Genomic DNA, 20,769 nt, shown 5'->3' with positions numbered 1-20,769 from the left:
GGTTAAAGAAATACAAAAAAAATATTTTTAATTTTTTTTGCTAAAAAATTTGTGAAAGCTAAATTTTATTTTAAATTTGCACTCGCTTAACAGCAATGGAATTGGTCCATGGTGTAATGGTAACACAACTGTTTTTGGTGCAGTCGTTCAAGGTTCGAGTCCTTGTGGACCAACAAAAAACTCCTCAAGAAATTGAGGAGTTTTTTTATGCTTATAAATGAGTGTGTTATATCTTAAAAGTGATTACAGGTCTAACGGCATGGTTTACTAAATCTTCGCTGATACTTCCGTTGAAAAAGTGTGAGAAACCAGTTCTTCCGTGTGTGCACATTCCAATTAAATCAGCATTAACGCTGCTGGCATAATTCAGAATGCCTTTTTCTACGTTGACATCATTGTAAATATGCATGGAATAATTTGTATAATCAAATTCTTTTATGAAATCATGCATTATATTTTCAGCAATAGCGGTAGATTTAAAACTGTTTGGTGTGTTAATCATTACTAAATTCAAATGCGAATTAAATATAGTTGCTAATTCTACTAGTTTTTTAAATGGTTTTTTGATTTCTTCTGAAAAATCGGAAGCAAAAACAAGATTGTCTGCTTTGAATTCGCCTGTTTCGTTTTTGATTACTAAAACGGGTACATCCGAAGTTCTGACTACTTTCTCAGTATTTGAACCGATGAACATTTCTTCAAATCCGGAAGCGCCATGAGAACCCATAACAATTAGGTCTACTTCATTTTTTTTGCTTACTTCTAAAATCCCTTCAAAAGCTTTTTCAAACTGGATGATTTCTGATACGGCTATCCCTTCCAGGAAATCAATATTCATTAATTCGTCAAGCTTGTTTATCGCCCGGTCTTTAAAAAACATGATTTGAGGAATGTCGGCCCCGCTAGACAAAGCATCGCTTCCTTGGGTAGGCAATTCAAGCATGTGAAGTAAGAAAATTTCGCTATTATTTTTTCTGGCAATTTGTGCAGCTACTCTTAAAGCATATTCAGCATGCTTCGAAAAGTCGGTAGGTACAAGAATTCTTTTCATAATTTGGAGTGTGAGAAAATTATATAAATATAAGTTTTGGTTTATAAAATAAAGGTAATAAATATTTTAACATTACACAATGATTTTTCATTTATAAAAAAAACACTATATTTGCATCGTTATTTATTAAAAGTTAGATAATGAGGGGACATTTGTCCCCTCTTTTTATAAAGATATGACATTCAAAGAAAAAGTTAATAATTTACTAATTGAAGGATTAAAAGAGAAGCCATCGGTTTTTTTAATTGATCTGACAATTACCGATAATTTTAAAGTTATTGTAACTTTAGATGGTGATAACGGCGTGGTTCTGCAGGATTGTATAGATATTAGTCGAGCAATTGATCAGAATTTAGATAGAGAAGAACAGGATTTTTCTCTTGAAGTAGCTTCGGCAGGAGTTTCTGAGCCATTAAAACATATAAGACAATACAAGAAAAACGTAGGTAGAAATTTACGGGTTAAAACCGCAACTGAAACCATTGAGGCAGCATTAGTAGACGCTAATGATGATTTTATTGTTTTAGAATGGGAAGCAAGAGAGCCCAAAAAGATTGGAAAAGGGAAAGAAACTGTTCAAAAAAGACAGGAAATTCCGTATGCAGATATAAAAGAAGCAATTGTTACAATAACATTTTAATTAAAAAGTTGGCATGGAAAATTTAGCATTAATCGATTCATTTTCAGAGTTTAAAGACGATAAACTTATTGATCGTGTAACGCTTATGGCGATTTTGGAAGATGTGTTTAGAAATGCATTGAAAAAGAAATTTGGTTCAGATGATAATTTCGATATTATCATCAATCCTGATAAAGGCGATATGGAAATCTGGAGAAGAAGAGTTATCGTTGCCGATGATGATTTGGATTTAGAAAATGAAGAAATTACATTAACCGAAGCAAGAAAAATCGAGCCCGATTTCGAAATCGGAGAAGAAGTTTCTGAAGAAGTAAAGTTAATCGATCTTGGAAGAAGAGCTATTTTGGCCTTGCGTCAAAATTTAATCTCTAAAATCCATGAGCATGACAATACAAATCTTTACAAACAATTTAAAGATTTAATTGGCGAAATTTATACCGCCGAAGTGCATCATGTTCGTCCAAGAGTTGTAATTTTGGTAGATGATGAAGGAAACGAAATTATTTTACCAAAAGAGAAGCAAATTCCTTCGGATTTCTTCCGTAAAGGAGATAATGTTCGCGGCATCATTGAAAGCGTTGAATTAAAAGGAAACAAACCTCAAATCATTATGTCCAGAACTTCTGAAAAGTTCTTGGAAAAATTATTTGAACAAGAAATTCCTGAAGTTTTTGACGGTCTGATTATGGTAAAAAATGTAGTGAGAATCCCAGGCGAAAAAGCAAAAGTAGCTGTAGATTCTTATGACGACAGGATTGACCCGGTTGGAGCTTGCGTTGGTATGAAAGGTTCTCGTATTCACGGAATTGTTCGTGAATTAGGAAACGAAAATATCGATGTAATTAATTACACAACTAATATACAGTTATATATTACAAGAGCGTTAAGCCCTGCAAAAGTATCTTCAATCAAAATTAATGAAGAAACCAAAAGAGCCGAAGTATTCTTGAAATTAGAAGAGGTTTCTAAAGCCATCGGTAGAGGTGGACATAACATCAAATTAGCAGGTCAATTGACCGGTTATGAATTGGATGTTATTAGAGAAGGAAATGTAGCCGAAGAAGAAGATGATGTTGAATTAACAGAGTTTTCAGATGAAATCGAGGCTTGGGTAATCGAAGAATTTGCAAAAATCGGTTTGGATACTGCAAGAAGTATCTTGAAACAAGATGTAAATGACTTGGTAAGAAGAACGGATCTGGAAGAGGAAACAATTCTGGATGTAATGCGCATATTGAAGGAAGAATTTAATGCTTAATTAATTTCTTCTAACAACACAACAACAAAAAAGGTAATAATAAAAAGGTTTTATGTCTGAAGAGAGAGTAATAAGAATAAACAAGGTTTTAAGGGAATTAAATATTTCGTTAGAAAGAGCTGTGGATTATCTTAAAGATAAAGGAATTGCTATTGAAGCAAATCCAAACGCAAAAATTTCTGATCAGGAATTTAATATCCTTCAAAGCCAATTTGCGGGCGACAAGGGGAATAAAGAAGCTTCGAAAGAAGTTGGTGAAGAAAAAAGAAAAGAGAAAGAAGCATTGCGTGTTGAGAGAGAAAAAGAAATCGAAGACAAACGTAAGCAAGATGAAGAACGTCAAAGACAACAAGAAGTTATCAAAGCGAGAGCGGTAGTAACGGCTCCAAAACAAGTTGGAACGATTGATCTTAATCCTAAAAAACCTGCGCCAGCTCCGGTTGCAGCTCCTGCGAAAGCGGAAGTGAAAACGGAAGTTAAGCCAGAAGTTGTCAAGCCAGTTCAAAAAGAAGCTCTGAAAGAAATAGAAGTTCCTAAAGAAAAGGAAACGCCTAAAGAAAAAGAAACTCCGAAAGAAAAAGTGTCTTTTGAAAAAAAGGAAGCAAAACCTGTTGCCGAAATTAAAGTAGTAAAAGAAGCTCCAGCCAAACCAATAGAGGCTGTAACTCCTGCGGAAGCTCCGGTTGACGAAGCTTTTACTACACAATATCAAAAATTATCAGGGGCTACTTTAACAGGTCAAGTGATTGATTTATCTCAATTCAATAAACCGAAAAAGAAAAAAGAAGAACCTAAAATTACGCCAAATAAACCCGGAGCTCCTGGAGCAGCTGGTTCAGCGGCTAGTAATGCTAATAAAAACAAAAGAAAAAGAATTGCTCCAAAACCTGGAACTCCAAGACCTGGAGGAACTGCAACGCCTGGCGTACCTGGAGCAAGTAATCCAAATAAAATTACACCAAATGTTGGTGGTGGTTTCAATGCCAACAGAAGTGCAAGACCTGGTTTCGTAAAAGGAAACAGACCTGCTATTGTTGCCAAAGTGGAGCCAACCGAAGAAGAAGTTAAAAATCAAATCCGTGAAACTTTAGAGAAACTGCAAGGAAAAGGTGGAAAATCTAAAGCGGCAAAATACAGAAGAGACAAAAGAGATACACACCGTCAGAAATCTGATGATGAACAAAGATCTATCGAAGAAGGCAGTAAAACCATTAAGGTAACCGAGTTTGTTACTGTTGGTGAGATTGCCATAATGATGGATGTGCCGATTACGAAAGTTATCGGAACCTGTATGTCTTTAGGAATCATGGTTACCATGAACCAACGTTTGGACGCAGAAACCTTAACGATTGTTGCTGATGAATTTGGTTATGAAGTTGAATTTATCACTACTGAATTGGAAGATTCCATTCAACAGGATGAAGACAGACCGGAAGATCTTGTTTTCAGAGCGCCGATCGTAACTGTAATGGGTCACGTCGATCACGGTAAAACATCTTTGCTGGATTATATCCGTAAAGAAAATGTTATTGCAGGTGAGTCAGGTGGAATTACACAACATATTGGAGCTTACGGAGTAACTCTTGATAATGGTCAAAAAATCGCATTCTTAGATACACCGGGTCACGAAGCGTTTACAGCGATGCGTGCGCGTGGTGCTCAGGTTACCGATATCGCGATTATCGTGATTGCTGCTGATGATGACATCATGCCGCAAACCAAAGAGGCCATCAGTCATGCGCAAGCAGCGAATGTGCCGATTATTTTCGCCATCAATAAAGTGGATAAACCGAATGCCAACCCTGAGAAAATCAAGGAAAAATTGGCAGGAATGAATTTATTGGTTGAAGATTGGGGTGGTAAATTCCAATCGCATGATATCTCTGCAAAAACAGGTACTGGCGTAAAAGAATTGTTAGAAAAAGTATTATTGGAAGCTGAAGTCCTTGACTTGAAAGCGAATCCAAATAAGCCTGCATCAGGAACGGTTGTTGAAGCCTTCCTTGATAAAGGAAAAGGGTATGTTTCTACTATTTTAGTACAAAACGGAACTTTGAAAGTGGGTGATTATATGCTTGCCGGGAAAAATCACGGTAAGATTAAAGCCATGCATGACGAAAGAGGAAACATTGTTAAAGAAGCCGGACCATCGACACCAGTGTCAGTTCTTGGACTTGACGGATCGGCTACAGCCGGTGACAAATTCAATGTTTTTGAAGACGAGAAGGAAGCAAAAGCAATTGCTGCCAAACGTACACAGTTGATGCGTGAACAATCTGTTCGTGTACAACGTCATATTACGTTGGATGAAATTGGACGTCGTATTGCATTAGGTCAGTTTAAAGAATTGAACATTATCCTTAAAGGGGATGTGGATGGTTCTGTTGAAGCCTTATCTGATTCGTTCTCTAAATTATCTACTGAAGAAATTCAAATTAATATCATCCATAAAGGGGTTGGAGCGATTACTGAAACTGACGTAATGTTGGCTTCTGCTTCAGATGCAATCATTATCGGATTTAATGTTCGTCCTGCAGGAAATGCAAGACAATTGGCTGATAAAGAAGAAATCGATATCCGTTATTATTCTATTATCTACGCTGCTATCGATGATTTGAAAGATGCGATGGAAGGAATGTTAGCGCCAGTGATGAAAGAAGAAATTACCGGAACTGCAGAAGTAAGAGAGATTTTCAAAATCTCGAAAGTGGGAACTATTGCAGGATGTATGGTTATGGACGGAAAAATTGCCAGAGCTTCTAAAATTAGAGTGATCCGTGAAGGTGTTGTAGTGTTTACAGGCGAATTGCTGGCGCTGAAACGTTTCAAAGACGACGTGAAAGATGTTTCTAAAGGATACGATTGTGGTATTCAAATAAAAGGATATAACGATGTTGAAGAAAGAGATGTTATTGAAGCGTATCATGAAGTTGCAGTAAAAAAGAAACTTAAATAGTTTCAAGAAATATATTTAAAATAAAAAATCCCGATTCGTCGGGATTTTTTTATTTCTTTATGGAATCAAGTTGGATTGTGGAGTGATTTATAAGTTATTTTTTAGATTTGTTATAAAGTTACGGAGTGGGCACGGATTGCAAATTCGAACAATCGGGGTCAGATACTAATATATATTTACTCAAACTAAAAAGGGATATTATATTAAATCAAATTTTAATAGAATCTCATTTTAAAAGATAAATAACTATAAAAATTAATTTGTTGACTTAAAGTGATATGAAAATAAAAAAAACTTGTCTGATTTATTTTTAATAAAACCAATCGTTTCTATATTTTTCCCTTTATCATAATATGCAGTTACTTCAATTTTATACTCAATGTTCATATTTTCATCATTAAGTTTTTCATTGGAAGTTTCAATTTTATTAATATCCACTTTATTTAACAAACCTGAGGCTAAACTATTAATTTTTAATAAATCATAAAATTCAGATTTACTTATGGTCTTATCTAAGTAGCTATAAATTTTTAAAGCATCTTGTTTTGACAAATCTTCATAAAATTCTTTAGTTAGAGCTTCTGCATTTTCTATATCTTCTTTTGAATTTCTAACTATTTCCTTTTTTTGACAGGAAATAGTTAGAATAATCAAAATTATTAGGTATATTTTATCATTCATATTTTGATTGTGTCCGTTAAAAGCATTTCTTGGTTTTCTTGTTATTCTAATTAAGATTTTTAAAATAATAAAACTAATAGATTTTAACTTTCTCGTCTAAAAAAATCTCAGATGGCGCGTATATGTCCTCGGAACGATAGTTCGGATTTGCAATCGGCGCCCACACAAAAGCTCAAGTACTATAAGTAAAAAACAAAAAGCAACTCGTAAATGTGTTGCTTTTGTTTTTATAGGATTAAAACACATGCTTACGGATTATTGGAAAAGTAATTTAATATCGAATCTCATAATCACTTAATATGTAGTATCGGTCTACTTATTCGGCTTAATTAATAAAGCATTTGGATACCGTTGCTTTAATTCGGCTAAATTCCTTTCCGCATCAATTCTGGTCTTAAAATTCCCCACCCATACTTTATAAGCCGGAGTATAAAAAACGATGGTCCCGTCATAGTTTTTAAACTCGCGTTTAAACTCCATTAAGGTTTTTTTGGAAGTCTCGCTATCGCCATTATAAATTTGGATTTTATACCGCTCATTTACAGTGATGGAAGAGTTTATTTTTCTTTTTTCGTTTAATAATTGTTCAAATTTCGGGTCTTGATTAACCGTTACATTTCTAGCCTGGGCATATAAATTTGAGCCTGAAAGACATAAAATTGCAGAGCAGAAAAAAAGGGTTTTGAATGTTAAAATTCTCATAAAGCGGTGATTTTTATACAAATGTACTTATTAATGAATTAAGCAAAACGACATTTTTATTTAGAATTGATATAAATTGATATTTAAGACTATTTTAAGGTTTTGAGAATAGTTCTTAAATCGTATTTTTGTCCAAGTTTTAAAGAAAGTATCGGTTTTGCTGTATATGTTTATAGAAAAAACCATACCAATTTTTAGTCGATAATCATTATACTATATGAAAAAGGTGGGTAACCATAATTCGATTTCAAGGAATTTATTTTTTAGTCTGGCAGTACTGCTGACTTTCTCCTTATCTTCATTTGCTCAAACAGGAGATCCTGTAAAGGGTAAAGAACTATTCAATGCTCAATGTGCGGCTTGTCATAAGCTAGATGGAAAAGCAACAGGGCCTGCTCTAAGAGGGGTGGCTGCTAAGTACGACATGGCTTGGATTTACAAATGGGTTCGTAACAGTTCTGAATTAATTAAATCAGGAGATGCGCAAGCTGTAAAAGTTTTTGAAGAAAACAATAAGTTAGTAATGTCTGCTTTTCCTCAATTGTCTGAAGGGGATATTGACAATATTATTGCTTATACTTCTGAAGTAAAAGCTGAAGCTCCTGTTGCTACTGCCGGTACTGCCGGACCTCCGGGAACTAAAGCAGATTCTGGAATTTCCAACAATGTAATCCTTGCTGCCTTAGCGGTGGTGATGTTAATGTTGGTGGTGATGTTGTTTTTAGTAAATAGCGTTCTTGGTAAAGTTGCTAAAGCAAACGGTATTGAAGTAGCTAAAAAAGAGCCAACAACTCCAATCTGGAAAGCTTTCGCAAGAAATCAATTTTTAGTGTTGGTAACATCAATATTTTTATTGCTTGCGAGTGGTTATTTTGTTTATGGATTCTTTATGCAGGTTGGTGTGGATCAAAATTATGAGCCAATTCAACCAATTCATTTCTCACACAGAATTCACGCAGGAAGCAATGGTGTAGATTGTAAATATTGTCACTCTGCTGCTCGTGTAAGCAAAAATGCAGGTATTCCTTCAATGAATGTTTGTATGAACTGTCATAAAAGCATTTCTGAAGTGGCGGATACTACTGCTACGGCCGATCATTCAAAACCTTTTTATGATGGTGAGATTGATAAATTATATGCAGCCGTAGGTTGGGATAAAGTAGGTCAAAAATATACTGGTAAAACACAGCCGGTTAAGTGGGTTCGTATTCATAATTTACCAGATTTCGTTTATTTCAATCACTCTCAACACGTAACTGTTGCTGGTGTTGAATGTCAAACTTGTCACGGTCCGGTTCAAGGATATGAAATTCAAAAACAATTTGCTCCTTTAACAATGGGATGGTGTATCGATTGCCATAGAAAAACCGACGTTAAAATGGAAGGAAATGAATACTATACTAAAATTCACGAAGAGCTTTCCAAAAAATATGGTGTAGACAAATTGACTGCAGCGCAAATGGGAGGTTTAGAATGCGGTAAGTGCCACTACTAATTTGTGGATTTGTCATTCGGTTATCTGACCGAATTAACAAATAACCAAATTACCGATTAAACAAAAATAATTTAAGAAGCTAATATTTATATACATGTCATCAAACAAAAAATACTGGAAAAGTGTTGAAGAACTAAACGAAAATAGTTCTATTGTTGAGGCGCTTAGAAATAACGAATTTGTTGAAGAAATTCCTACAGATGAATTTTTGGGAGATAAAGCATCTTTATCCTCTTCATCAACAACCCGTCGTGATTTCTTGAAGTACGTTGGATTTTCTACTGCAGCAGCATCGCTTGCAGCTTGTGAAGGTCCTGTGCATAAGTCAATACCTTATATTTTACAACCAGAACAAATAATTCCAGGAGTTGCGGATTATTATGCAACATCTGTTTTTGATGGTTTTGATTTTGCGAACCTTTTAGTGAAAACACGTGAAGGCCGTCCAATCAAGATTGATAATAATACTATTGCCGGAGCAAAATTTGCTGCAAATGCGAGAGTTCACGCATCGATTTTATCTTTGTATGACAGTATGCGTTTGAAAGAGCCAAAAATTGCCCGTAAAAATGCAACTTGGGCAGATGTTGATACAAAAGTAAAAGCAAGTTTGGCTGATGCGAAAGCAAAAGGCGGTCAGGTTGTATTGTTGACTAGTACATTAGCAAGTCCGTCAACTGAAAAATTAATTGGGGAATTCATTGCAGTAAATCCAGGTGCAAAACACGTGGTTTATGATGCGGTTTCTTCTTCAGAAGCTTTAGATGCATTCGAAACCGTTTACGGAGAAAGAGCATTGGTTGATTATGATTTTTCAAAAGCATCTTTAATCGTTTCTGTCGGAGCAGATTTCTTAGGAGATTGGCAAGGTGGAAGCTATGATTCAGGTTATGCGCAAGGCAGAATCCCGAAAAACGGAAAAATGTCTCGTCATTTCCAAATGGAAGCGAATATGACATTGTCCGGAGCTGCTGCTGATAAGCGTATTCCGATGTCAACTGCAAATCAAAAACAAGCTTTAGTTAAAATATACAATGTAATTACAAATTCAGCTGTTGCCAGTAATCTGGACAAAGAATTTGATGCAGTAGTTACAAAAGCAGCCCAACAATTAAAAGCGGCTGGAAACAAAGGAGTATTGGTTTCTGGAATTCAGGACAAAAATGCTCAGGTGTTGGTTTTAGCAATCAATCAAGCCTTGGCTAGTGAAGCTTTCATAACAACTGGAACAAGACAAATCAGAAAAGGATCTAACGAAAAAGTGGCTCAGTTAATTAAGGATATGAATGCAGGAAGCGTTCATACTTTAATCATGAGTGGTGTTAATCCGGTTTATACTTTACCAAACAGCAAAGAATTTGTTGAAGGGTTGAAAAAAGTACAAACTTCTGTTGCTTTCTCATTAAAAGAAGATGAAACTGCTTCTGTTGCAACAATTGCAGCGGCAGTCCCTCATTATCTCGAATCTTGGGGAGATGTAAGTATCACAAAAGGATCTTACGCTTTGACTCAACCAACGATTCGTCCATTATTCAATACAAAACAATTTCAAGAAGCATTATTATCTTGGAATGGAAATACAGTTCCTTTTTACGATTATTTAAAAGCAAACGCATCAAGTATTACTTCAGGATCATCTTGGAATAAAATTTTACATGATGGTGTTTTTGTTTCTGCAATAGCTTCAGGAGTTTCTGCTGCTGGTGCTAATTATAGTGCTGCTGCAAATGCTTTGGCACAATCAAAAGCTGCAGAAGGATTTGAATTGGTTTTATATACAAAAACTGGTTTGGGTGATGGACAACAAGCAAACAATCCTTGGTTGCAAGAGTTTCCGGATCCAATCACGAGAGTTTCATGGGATAATTATGTTACAGTTTCAAAATCAGATGCTATTAAGTTAGGACTGTCAAATGAAATTGTTGCTAATGGAGGTCTTAACGGTAGCTATGCAACGCTTACTGTTGATGGAGTGAAATTAGACAATGTACCAGTTATAGTTCAACCGGGACAAGCTAAAGGAACTTTAGGTTTGGCTTTGGGTTATGGTAAAAAAGCGGCTTTAAAAGAAGAAATGCAAGTAGGTTTAAATGCTTACTCATTATATAAAGGTTTCAATGATGTTCAATCTGCAAAATTAACAAAAGCTTCTGGAGAACACGAATTTGCGTGTGTTCAAGGACAAAAAACGTTAATGGGTAGAGGGGATATTATCAAAGAAACGACTTTAGAAATATTCAATACCAAAGATGCTAAAGAATGGAATGTTGTTCCTATGGTATCTTTAGATCACAAAGAAGTGGAAGCAACATCAGTAGATTTATGGGATTCATTTGATCGTTCAGTAGGACATCATTTTAATCTTTCAGTCGATTTGAATGCTTGTACTGGTTGTGGTGCCTGTGTTATTGCCTGTCATGCGGAAAATAACGTGCCGGTTGTTGGAAAAATGGAAGTAAGAAGAAGTCGTGATATGCACTGGTTGCGTATTGACAGATATTATTCTTCTGAAGATACTTTTGCGCAAGACAACGAAAAGAAAGAAAATTTCGATGGATTGTTTGGTGAAAAAGGTTCTTTAGGTGGATTTGGAGACATGGAAATTGCTGCGGAAAATCCACAAGTATCTTTCCAGCCTGTAATGTGTCAGCACTGTAATCATGCTCCTTGTGAGACTGTTTGCCCAGTTGCTGCAACATCACACGGTCGTCAGGGTCAAAACCAAATGGCATACAACAGATGTGTGGGTACTCGTTATTGTGCAAACAACTGTCCTTATAAAGTACGTCGTTTTAACTGGTTCTTATATAACGGAAACAGCGAATTTGATTACAATATGAATGACGATTTAGGTCGTATGGTATTGAATCCGGATGTGAATGTTCGTTCAAGAGGGGTTATGGAAAAATGTTCTATGTGTATTCAAATGACACAAGCCACTATCCTGAAAGCAAAACGCGAGGGAAGAGCTATCGTTGATGGTGAATTCCAAACTGCTTGTTCAAATGCTTGTTCTACAGGAGCAATGGTATTTGGAGATGTAAATGATAAACAAAGTCATGTCGCTAAATTAGGCGAAGATGACAGAATGTATCACTTGTTAGAGCATGTTGGAACAAAACCAAATGTGATTTACCACGTAAAAGTTAGAAATACCTAGTATAAAAAAATTAAATAAGTAACAATTTAAAGGATTATGTCTCATATATACGACGCACCCATTAGAAAACCCTTAGTTATTGGTGATAAATCTTATCACGATGTAACAGTAGATGTAGCTGCACCGGTTGAGGGTAGAGCAAATAAACAATGGTGGATTGTATTTTCAATCGCATTAGCTGCATTCCTTTGGGGATTAGGCTGTATCATTTACACTGTTTCTACCGGTATCGGAACATGGGGATTAAACAAAACAGTTGGTTGGGCTTGGGATATTACTAACTTCGTTTGGTGGGTTGGTATTGGTCATGCAGGAACTCTGATTTCAGCAGTACTTTTATTATTCCGTCAAAGATGGAGAATGGCCATTAACCGTTCTGCGGAAGCCATGACTATTTTCTCGGTAATTCAAGCGGGTTTATTTCCAATTATTCACATGGGTCGTCCATGGTTAGCGTATTGGGTATTGCCAATTCCGAATCAATTTGGTTCGCTTTGGGTAAACTTTAACTCACCATTACTTTGGGACGTATTTGCAATTTCTACTTATCTTTCTGTATCATTGGTTTTCTGGTGGACAGGTTTATTACCGGATTTTGCGATGTTAAGAGACAGAGCTGTAACGCCATTCAACAAAAAAATATATTCTATTTTGAGTTTTGGTTGGAGCGGAAGAGCAAAAGACTGGCAACGTTTCGAAGAAGTATCTTTGGTTCTTGCAGGTTTAGCAACGCCACTTGTACTTTCTGTGCATACGATTGTATCTATGGACTTTGCTACCTCGGTTATACCGGGATGGCATACAACGATTTTCCCTCCGTACTTTGTTGCCGGAGCAGTTTTCTCTGGATTTGCAATGGTGAACACCTTGTTGATCATCATGAGAAAAGTGTCTAATCTAGAAGCTTATATCACTGTTCAGCATATCGAATTAATGAACATTGTAATCATGATTACGGGTTCTATAGTTGGTGTTGCTTATATCACAGAGCTTTTCGTAGCTTGGTATTCTGGTGTTGAATACGAACAATATGCATTTTTAAACAGAGCAACCGGACCTTACTGGTGGGCATACTGGGCAATGATGTCTTGTAACGTTTTCTCTCCGCAATTCATGTGGTTCAAAAAATTAAGAACAAGTATCATGTTCTCCTTCATTATTTCTATTGTTGTTAATATTGGTATGTGGTTCGAACGTTTCGTAATTATCGTAACTTCATTACATAGAGATTACCTTCCATCTTCATGGACGATGTTCTCACCAACATTCGTAGATATTGGAACATTCATTGGAACTATTGGTTTCTTCTTCGTTTTATTCTTATTATATGCCAGAACATTCCCAGTGATTGCTCAAGCAGAGGTAAAAACAATTTTGAAAGGAACTGGAGATAATTACATAAGAGAAAGAGAAGCAAATAAAGATTCACATCATGAGTAATAAAGTAATATACGCCATTTATAATGACGATGATATTTTGATGGATGCGGTTAAAAAAACACGTGCAGCTCATCATCATATTGAAGAAGTTTTCACTCCTTTTCCAGTTCACGGATTGGATAAGGCTATGGGAATTGCCCCAACAAGATTAGCAATTTGTGCTTTCATTTATGGTTGTATTGGTCTAGCGGTTGCTACAGCAATGATGAATTTCATAATGATTCAGGATTGGCCTCAGGATATTGGTGGAAAACCTAGTTTTAGTTATGTTGAAAACATGCCGGCTTTCGTGCCAATTATGTTTGAATTAACTGTGTTCTTTGCTGCGCATTTAATGGTTATTACTTTTTATATGAGAAGTAAGTTATGGCCTTTCAAGCAAGCAGAAAATCCAGATGTAAGAACTACCGACGATCATTTCCTAATGGAAGTTGCTGTAAATAATAACGAAGAAGAATTAATTTCTTTTTTCCAGAATACAGGTGCGGTAGAAGTAAAAGTAATCGAAAAGCATTAATTGAAGATATGAAAAGCGTATATAAAATAATGATTTTATTAGGTATGTCAGCATTAGTAACTTCTTGCCATGATAAAAAAAACCCTAACTACCAATACATGCCTAATATGTATGAAGGTGTAAGTTATGAAACCTATTCTGAGTCTAAAGCATTCAAAAATGGCAAAGAAGGTCAACTTCCTGCCAATGGATCAATAAACAGAGGTTTTGAAGTATATGAATATGAAAACTCAACGGCTGGTTATGAATTGGCAAAAGCGAATTTAAAATCACCACTAGATTCATTATCTACAACAGATATGGAATCAGCAAAAGGGCTGTTCGAAATATACTGTGCCATTTGTCATGGAAATTCTGGAGACGGTAAAGGAAAATTGGTTAAACAAGAGAAATTCCTGGGTGTACCGAGTTATAAAGACCGTGTAATAACAGAAGGAAGTATTTTTCATGTTGAAACTTATGGATTAAATTCAATGGGTTCACATGCCAATCAATTGAGCGCGCAGGAACGTTGGTTAGTAGCAGCTTATGTGCTGAAATTGAAAAGCGAATTATAATTGTAGAACAAACTCATCGTAATAGATATGTACACATTTTCAAGTAAATTAAAAACATTTTCTTTTATCCTAATGCTATTAGGTGCTCTTGGGATAGGATATGGTTTTTTAACTGCCCCGAAAGATATTCAAGAAGTAGAGAAAATTCTTGCTGCCGAATCGCATGGAAGTCATCATGCCGAAGCAGTAGGCACGGCTCACGAGGCTAAACCAGCAACAGCTGCAGCAGAAGTAGGTGCTGAACCACACGGAACTATCGTCGAAACAAAAGGATTAGATTCAATGCATGTTGATACAATTGCAGTTGCAGGAGCTCATACAACTACTGCAGCAGTAAATCATGATCAGGCAGATACCGCAGTACACAAAGTAAAAGCAGAAACTCATGATGCTCACGCGGAACATCAGGCACATTTGGAGCATGTTTTGCACCAATTGCAAAATAAACCATGGGCTGCATTATATGTTGCTTGTATCTTTTTCATGCTTGTTTCTATGGGAGTATTAGCTTTTTATGCGATACAACAAGTGGCACAAGCAGGATGGTCTCCGGTTTTGTTTAGAGTAATGCAAGGGATAACTGCTTATTTACTACCTGGATCAATCATATTTTTTATCATATTAGTTCTTTGCGGAATGCATTTCAATCATTTATTCATTTGGATGGATAAGGATGTGGTGGCTCATGATAAATTAATACAAGCTAAATCAGGTTATTTGAACTTTCCTTTTTGGATTATTAGAGCAGCAATATTTTTAATTGGATGGAATTTATACCGTCATTTTTCAAGAAAAAACTGTTTGGCACAAGACGAATCAAATGACAATAGTTTCTACAAAAAGAATTTCAACATATCTGCTATGTTTTTAGTATTCTTTATTGTTACAGAATCTATTATGTCTTGGGACTGGATTATGTCGGTAGACCCGCACTGGTTTAGTACCTTATTTGGATGGTATGTGTTTGCGAGTTTCTTCGTAAGCGGAATTACAACCATTGCTTTAGTTACTTTATATTTGAAATCAAAAGGATATTTAGAGCATGTAAATACAAGCCATATTCACGATTTAGCGAAATTCATGTTCGGTATCAGTGTTTTTTGGACCTACTTATGGTTCTCCCAATTTATGTTGATTTGGTATGCTAATATTCCGGAAGAGGTAACATATTTCATTACGAGAATTGAACAATATAACCTTCCATTCTTTGGTGCTGTAGTAATGAATTTTGTATTTCCGATTTTGATTTTAGTCAATACCGATTTCAAAAGAATTACATGGGTAATCGTTATGGCGGGAATTGTAATTTTGGCAGGACATTATATTGATTTCTTTATCATGATTATGCCAGGTACAGTTGGAGACCAATGGTTTATTGGCGTTGCTGAAATTGGATCAGTACTTTTCTTCCTTGGTTTATTTATTTTTGTTGTTTTCTCAGCATTGACTAAATCACCATTGTTGCCAAAAAGAAATCCTTTCATTGAAGAAAGCAAACATTTTCATTATTAATATAAAAAAGTAAAAACAGATGACAAGTTTGTTGGTAATTATAGTTCTAGTTTTATTATCTATTGCATTATGGCAGTTGACGAAGATATTTGATTTAACTCAAGTAGGCGAACACTCGGATAATTCTCAAGTTGCAACTGATAACGATAATAACATTCAAGGTTATTTGATGTTTGGATTCTTAGCGTTCATTTATATTTTTACAATCTATGGATTGTTTAAATGGGGACCTTTAGTTCTGCATACACCTGCTTCTGAGCATGGAGGTGAGGTAGATTATTTGATGAATATCACTTGGGTTTTAATATTTGTGGTTCAAGCCATTACACAAGGGTTGCTTTATTATTTTTCATTTAAATATAAAGGGAAAAAAGATCAAAAAGCATTATATTTTGCAGATAATAACAAACTTGAGTTTGTATGGAGCGTTATTCCTGCTGTTGTTCTTGCTGGTTTAATCCTTTATGGATTGTATGCATGGACTAATATTATGTTTGTTGATGAAGATGAAGAAACAATAGTTATTGAATTATATGCCAAACAGTTCAGCTGGGAAGCAAGATATGCAGGTAAAGACAATGTTTTAGGAAAAGCCAACGTAAGATACATCGAGGGTGTTAATACCATGGGTGTTGATTTAGCTGATCCAAATGCACAGGATGATATTACTGTAACGGAATTGCATATCCCGAAAGGGAAAAAAATTCATTTCAAAATGCGTTCGCAAGATGTATTACACTCAGCTTACATGCCGCATTTTAGAGCTCAAATGAACTGTGTTCCTGGTATGGTTACTGAATTTGCTTATACGCCGATTTATACTACTGCAGAATATAGAGAGATGCCTTATATGATTGAAAAAGTAGCCAACATTAATGCGCTCAGAGCAAAGAAAAGCATAGCCCTTGTTGCCAATGGTGAAACGGCTCTTGATCCTTATACTTTTGATTATTTATTGCTTTGTAATAAAATTTGTGGTGTTTCACATTACAATATGCAAATGAAAATTATTGTAGATACGCCAGAAGATTACAAGAAATGGTTGAGTGAAAAAGCAACATTAGTTCAGGTTTATAAAGAATCAACAGTAGTGCCTGCTGATGCAGCACCTGTAAAAATGGTTAAAGATTCTTCTAAAGCTAAAGACACAACTTCGGTTGCTTTAGTGGTGGAAAAAAAATAATTAAGAAAATTTAAAGTTAACATATATGTCAGCAGAAGGTCACGATCACGGACACGAACACGAACACGAACATCACCATAAAGATACTTTTATTACAAAATATATCTTTAGTATCGATCATAAAATGATTGCCAAACAATATCTTATTACAGGTATTATTATGGGAGTTATTGGAGTTGGTATGTCATTGCTTTTTAGAATGCAATTGGCTTGGCCAGAAGAATCTTTCAAAATATTCAATTTCCTATTAGGTGATAAATTTGCTCCCGATGGCGTAATGTCAAATGATATTTATTTAGCATTAGTTACCATTCACGGAACCATCATGGTCTTCTTTGTATTGACTGCCGGTTTAAGCGGAACTTTTAGTAATCTATTGATTCCACTTCAAATTGGAGCAAGAGATATGGCTTCCGGATTCATGAATATGATTTCCTATTGGTTGTTCTTTTTGTCTGCGGTTATTATGATCGGTTCATTATTTGTTGAAGCTGGACCAGCATCTGCAGGTTGGACAATCTACCCGCCATTAAGTGCATTGCCACAAGCAATCCCTGGATCAGGTTTAGGGATGACGTTATGGTTGGTTTCAATGGCTATTTTTATCGCATCTTCTTTGATGGGTTCTTTGAACTATATCGTTACAGTTATAAATTTAAGAACTAAAGGAATGTCTATGACTAGACTTCCATTAACAATCTGGACTTTCTTTGTAACGGCAATTATTGGTGTGGTTTCATTCCCGGTATTGTTATCAGCTGCTTTGTTATTGATTTTTGATAGAAGTTTTGGTACTTCTTTCTTCTTATCTGATATTTATATTGCTGGAGAAGTTTTGCATTATCAAGGTGGTTCACCAGTTTTGTTTGAACACTTATTCTGGTTCTTAGGCCATCCTGAAGTTTATATTGTAATCTTGCCTGCAATGGGTATTGTATCTGAAGTTATGGCTACGAATTCACGTAAACCTATTTTCGGATACAGAGCAATGATCATGTCAGTTTTAGCGATTGCCTTTTTATCAACTATTGTTTGGGGTCACCACATGTTTATATCAGGTATGAATCCTTTCTTAGGTTCCGTATTTACATTCACCACTTTGTTGATTGCAATTCCGTCTGCTGTAAAAGCGTTTAACTGGATTACAACTTTATGGAAAGGGAACTTACAGTTTAATCCTGCGATGTTGTTTTCAATCGGAATGGTTTCTACCTTTATTACAGGTGGTTTAACAGGAATTATTCTTGGAGACAGTACGTTAGATATTAATGTTCATGATACTTATTTCGTTATTGCTCACTTCCACTTAGTAATGGGTATTTCTGCTCTTTACGGAATGTTTGCCGGAATCTACCACTGGTTCCCTAAGATGTACGGTAAAATGCTTAATAAGAATTTAGGATATGTCCATTTTTGGGTAACTGCGGTTTGTGCTTATGGAGTATTTTTCCCAATGCACTTCATCGGTTTAGCTGGTTTGCCAAGACGTTATTATACCAATACAAACTTCCCATTATTTGATGATTTACAAAACGTAAATGTATTGATTACAATTTTCGCTTTAGTTGGAGGTGTTTTCCAATTGGTATTCTTGTACAACTTCTTCAGTAGTATTTTCTACGGTAAGAAAACGGTTCAAAATCCATGGAAATCGAATACATTAGAATGGACTGCGCCAATCGAACACATTCACGGTAACTGGCCAGGAGAAATTCCTCACGTTCACAGATGGCCTTACGATTACAGTAAGCCAGGACATGATACAGATTTCGTTCCTCAAAACGTTCCTATGAAAGAAGGTGAAGAAGTTTTACATCACTAATATTTCAAATGATATATAAAAAAGCCTTTCTAATCAGAAAGGCTTTTTTTATTACTACTATATGATGATATTTTTCTATATTTAGAGGAATTAATTGCAACAAGTATTACCATGGAAACTACAAAAGAATATTCAAACGGAGAAGTAACGATTGTATGGAAAGCCGAATTGTGCATCCATTCCGCAATTTGTGCCAAAGGCCTGCCAAATGTCTTTAAACCCAAAGAAAAACCTTGGGTAAATGCCAATGGAGCCAGTTCTGAAGAAATGATCAATCAGGTTAAAAAATGCCCTTCCGGAGCATTGTCATTTTATTATAACAAAAAAGAAAAAAAAGATGAGTAACGACTATTCCAATTGCGAATTGATAATGAATCAGGAAAAGAAATGCTTTGAATTGCAAGTAGCAGATCATACGGCTTTCATTGAATTCATACTTAATAATGAAAACATCCTTTTCCTTACCCATACCGAAGTGCCAAAAGCATTGGAAGGAAAAGGAGTCGGTTCTGCAATTGTAGAAAAAACATTGAATTACATCCAAGAACAGAATTATACGCTGGCGCCACTTTGTCCTTTTATCGCGAAATATCTGATTAGACATCCGGAATGGAAATCTATTTTAGCCAATGGATATCACGTTTAACATATCAAATCAACGAAACAACAAATCCACCACTAAACTTTTTCTATCTTTGTTCGATGAATGAAAATTTAGACCCAACAAATCAAAACTACAATCCCGAAGAACTGGATCTTGAAAAAAAGTTAAGACCCCTTTCTTTTGATGATTTTTCAGGTCAGGAACAAATATTAGAAAACCTAAAAGTTTTTGTTCAGGCTGCCAATCAACGTAATGAAGCGTTGGACCATACCCTTTTTCATGGACCTCCAGGATTAGGAAAAACCACTTTGGCTAATATCTTAGCCAATGAACTGGGCGTAGGTATCAAAATTACTTCAGGGCCAGTATTGGATAAACCCGGAGATTTAGCAGGATTGTTAACCAATCTCGAAGATCGTGATGTTTTATTTATAGACGAAATCCACCGTTTGAGTCCCATTGTCGAAGAATATTTATATTCCGCCATGGAAGACTTCAAAATCGACATCATGATTGAATCCGGACCCAATGCGAGAACGGTTCAAATCAACCTGAATCCGTTTACCTTAGTCGGCGCCACCACACGTTCCGGATTGCTGACAGCGCCAATGCGTGCTCGTTTCGGAATCCAAAGCCGTTTGCAATATTACACCACTGAACTTCTGACCACCATTGTCGAAAGAAGTGCCGCCATAATAAAAATGCCAATTACCATGGAAGCCGCCGTCGAAATTGCCGGCAGGAGCAGGGGAACACCGCGAATTGCCAACGCTTTGTTGCGACGTGTGCGTGATTTCGCCCAAATCAAAGGCAACGGAAAAATCGATATTGAGATTGCTCGTTATTCGCTGAAAGCTTTAAATGTAGATGCCCACGGTTTAGACGAAATGGACAATAAAATCTTAACGACCATTATCGATAAATTCAAAGGCGGACCGGTAGGCTTATCGACTTTGGCAACAGCCGTTTCCGAAAGTAGCGAAACCATCGAAGAAGTCTACGAGCCCTTCTTAATCCAGGAAGGTTTCATCATGCGAACGCCAAGAGGAAGAGAAGTAACCGAAAAAGCATACAAACATTTAGGGAGAGTAAAAGCCAATACCCAAGGCGGATTGTTTTAGGGCATTACCCAAGGGTCGGGCTATCCGCTAAATCTTTTTGAGGTTAAAAAACCTCAAAAAGGATACCGCT

At 35.9% G+C, this 20,769-nt stretch carries 17 protein-coding genes and 1 tRNA gene; 15 read left to right on the top strand and 3 right to left on the bottom strand.

Annotated elements, in window-relative coordinates:
- The first annotated feature begins 102 nt into the window (after positions 1-102).
- Positions 103-173: transfer RNA gene (locus tag VI621_RS13770), tRNA-Gln, on the top strand.
- A 53-nt stretch (positions 174-226) separates the two neighbouring features.
- Here the strand turns inward: VI621_RS13770 and VI621_RS13765 are convergent.
- A complete protein-coding gene (locus VI621_RS13765; protein WP_324218983.1) occupies positions 227-1,051 on the bottom strand; it encodes a universal stress protein in 825 nt (274 codons plus the stop codon).
- A gap of 175 nt (positions 1,052-1,226) precedes the next feature.
- Between VI621_RS13765 and rimP the strand changes: the two genes are divergently transcribed.
- The 3 genes from rimP to infB are packed head-to-tail and all read left to right on the top strand — an operon-like array spanning position 1,227 to position 5,905.
- Positions 1,227-1,691, top strand: coding sequence for a ribosome assembly cofactor RimP (gene rimP / locus VI621_RS13760; protein WP_324218982.1), 465 nt, complete (start codon positions 1,227-1,229; stop codon positions 1,689-1,691).
- A 13-nt stretch (positions 1,692-1,704) separates the two neighbouring features.
- Positions 1,705-2,949 carry a transcription termination factor NusA gene (gene nusA, locus VI621_RS13755; RefSeq protein ID WP_324218981.1) on the top strand — a complete coding sequence of 415 codons (1,245 nt, stop codon included), beginning with the start codon at positions 1,705-1,707 and terminating at the stop codon, positions 2,947-2,949.
- A 52-nt stretch (positions 2,950-3,001) separates the two neighbouring features.
- Entirely contained in the window at positions 3,002-5,905 is a 2,904-nt protein-coding gene (gene infB / locus VI621_RS13750) for a translation initiation factor IF-2 (RefSeq protein ID WP_324218980.1), read from the top strand.
- A gap of 255 nt (positions 5,906-6,160) precedes the next feature.
- On the opposite strand, the gene VI621_RS13745 is transcribed toward infB, so the two are convergent.
- A complete protein-coding gene (locus VI621_RS13745) occupies positions 6,161-6,586 on the bottom strand; it encodes a hypothetical protein (protein WP_324218979.1) in 426 nt (141 codons plus the stop codon).
- A 312-nt stretch (positions 6,587-6,898) separates the two neighbouring features.
- On the bottom strand, positions 6,899-7,288 hold the full coding sequence (locus tag VI621_RS13740; protein ID WP_324218978.1) for an SPOR domain-containing protein: 390 nt from the start codon (positions 7,286-7,288) through the stop codon (positions 6,899-6,901).
- 217 nt (positions 7,289-7,505) lie between these two features.
- Here VI621_RS13740 and VI621_RS13735 point away from each other — a divergent pair, with 217 nt between their 5' ends.
- The 11 genes from VI621_RS13735 (at position 7,506) to ruvB (ending at position 20,699) form a co-directional block, all read left to right on the top strand.
- The gene (locus VI621_RS13735) at positions 7,506-8,783 is read left to right on the top strand and encodes a c-type cytochrome (RefSeq protein ID WP_324218977.1); all 1,278 of its coding nucleotides are present in this window, start codon (positions 7,506-7,508) and stop codon (positions 8,781-8,783) included.
- A gap of 94 nt (positions 8,784-8,877) precedes the next feature.
- Complete coding sequence (locus tag VI621_RS13730) at positions 8,878-11,943, top strand: TAT-variant-translocated molybdopterin oxidoreductase (RefSeq protein ID WP_324218976.1); 3,066 nt, start codon at positions 8,878-8,880, stop codon at positions 11,941-11,943.
- Positions 11,944-11,979: 36 nt separating this feature from the next.
- Positions 11,980-13,383, top strand: a complete 1,404-nt coding sequence (gene nrfD, locus VI621_RS13725; RefSeq protein WP_324218975.1) for an NrfD/PsrC family molybdoenzyme membrane anchor subunit — start codon at positions 11,980-11,982, stop codon at positions 13,381-13,383.
- Complete coding sequence (locus VI621_RS13720) at positions 13,376-13,900, top strand: DUF3341 domain-containing protein (RefSeq protein WP_324218974.1); 525 nt, start codon at positions 13,376-13,378, stop codon at positions 13,898-13,900. Before nrfD ends, VI621_RS13720 begins: the two co-directional genes overlap by 8 nt.
- An 8-nt stretch (positions 13,901-13,908) precedes the next feature.
- Positions 13,909-14,457: a cytochrome c gene (locus VI621_RS13715; RefSeq protein ID WP_324218973.1), complete on the top strand. Its 549-nt coding sequence runs from the start codon at positions 13,909-13,911 to the stop codon at positions 14,455-14,457.
- A 27-nt stretch (positions 14,458-14,484) separates the two neighbouring features.
- Positions 14,485-15,969, top strand: coding sequence for a quinol:cytochrome C oxidoreductase (locus VI621_RS13710; protein WP_324218972.1), 1,485 nt, complete (start codon positions 14,485-14,487; stop codon positions 15,967-15,969).
- A gap of 19 nt (positions 15,970-15,988) precedes the next feature.
- Positions 15,989-17,152 carry a cytochrome c oxidase subunit II gene (locus VI621_RS13705; RefSeq protein ID WP_324218971.1) on the top strand — a complete coding sequence of 388 codons (1,164 nt, stop codon included), beginning with the start codon at positions 15,989-15,991 and terminating at the stop codon, positions 17,150-17,152.
- Between the two features lie 25 nt (positions 17,153-17,177).
- Entirely contained in the window at positions 17,178-18,974 is a 1,797-nt protein-coding gene (locus VI621_RS13700) for a cytochrome c oxidase subunit I (RefSeq protein ID WP_324218970.1), read from the top strand.
- A gap of 111 nt (positions 18,975-19,085) precedes the next feature.
- Entirely contained in the window at positions 19,086-19,319 is a 234-nt protein-coding gene (locus tag VI621_RS13695) for a (4Fe-4S)-binding protein (protein WP_324218969.1), read from the top strand.
- Positions 19,312-19,620: a GNAT family N-acetyltransferase gene (locus VI621_RS13690; protein WP_324218968.1), complete on the top strand. Its 309-nt coding sequence runs from the start codon at positions 19,312-19,314 to the stop codon at positions 19,618-19,620. The genes VI621_RS13695 and VI621_RS13690 overlap by 8 nt, the downstream gene beginning before the upstream one ends.
- A gap of 56 nt (positions 19,621-19,676) precedes the next feature.
- Positions 19,677-20,699, top strand: a complete 1,023-nt coding sequence (ruvB, locus tag VI621_RS13685) for a Holliday junction branch migration DNA helicase RuvB (protein ID WP_324219011.1) — start codon at positions 19,677-19,679, stop codon at positions 20,697-20,699.
- Positions 20,700-20,769: the final 70 nt, after the last annotated feature.

The sequence above is a fragment of the Flavobacterium sp. genome (assembly GCF_035292545.1).
GTDB lineage: Bacteria > Bacteroidota > Bacteroidia > Flavobacteriales > Flavobacteriaceae > Flavobacterium.
The sequence above is the reverse complement of the archived record's forward strand: the minus strand, read 5'-3'. Positions and strand labels throughout refer to the sequence as shown.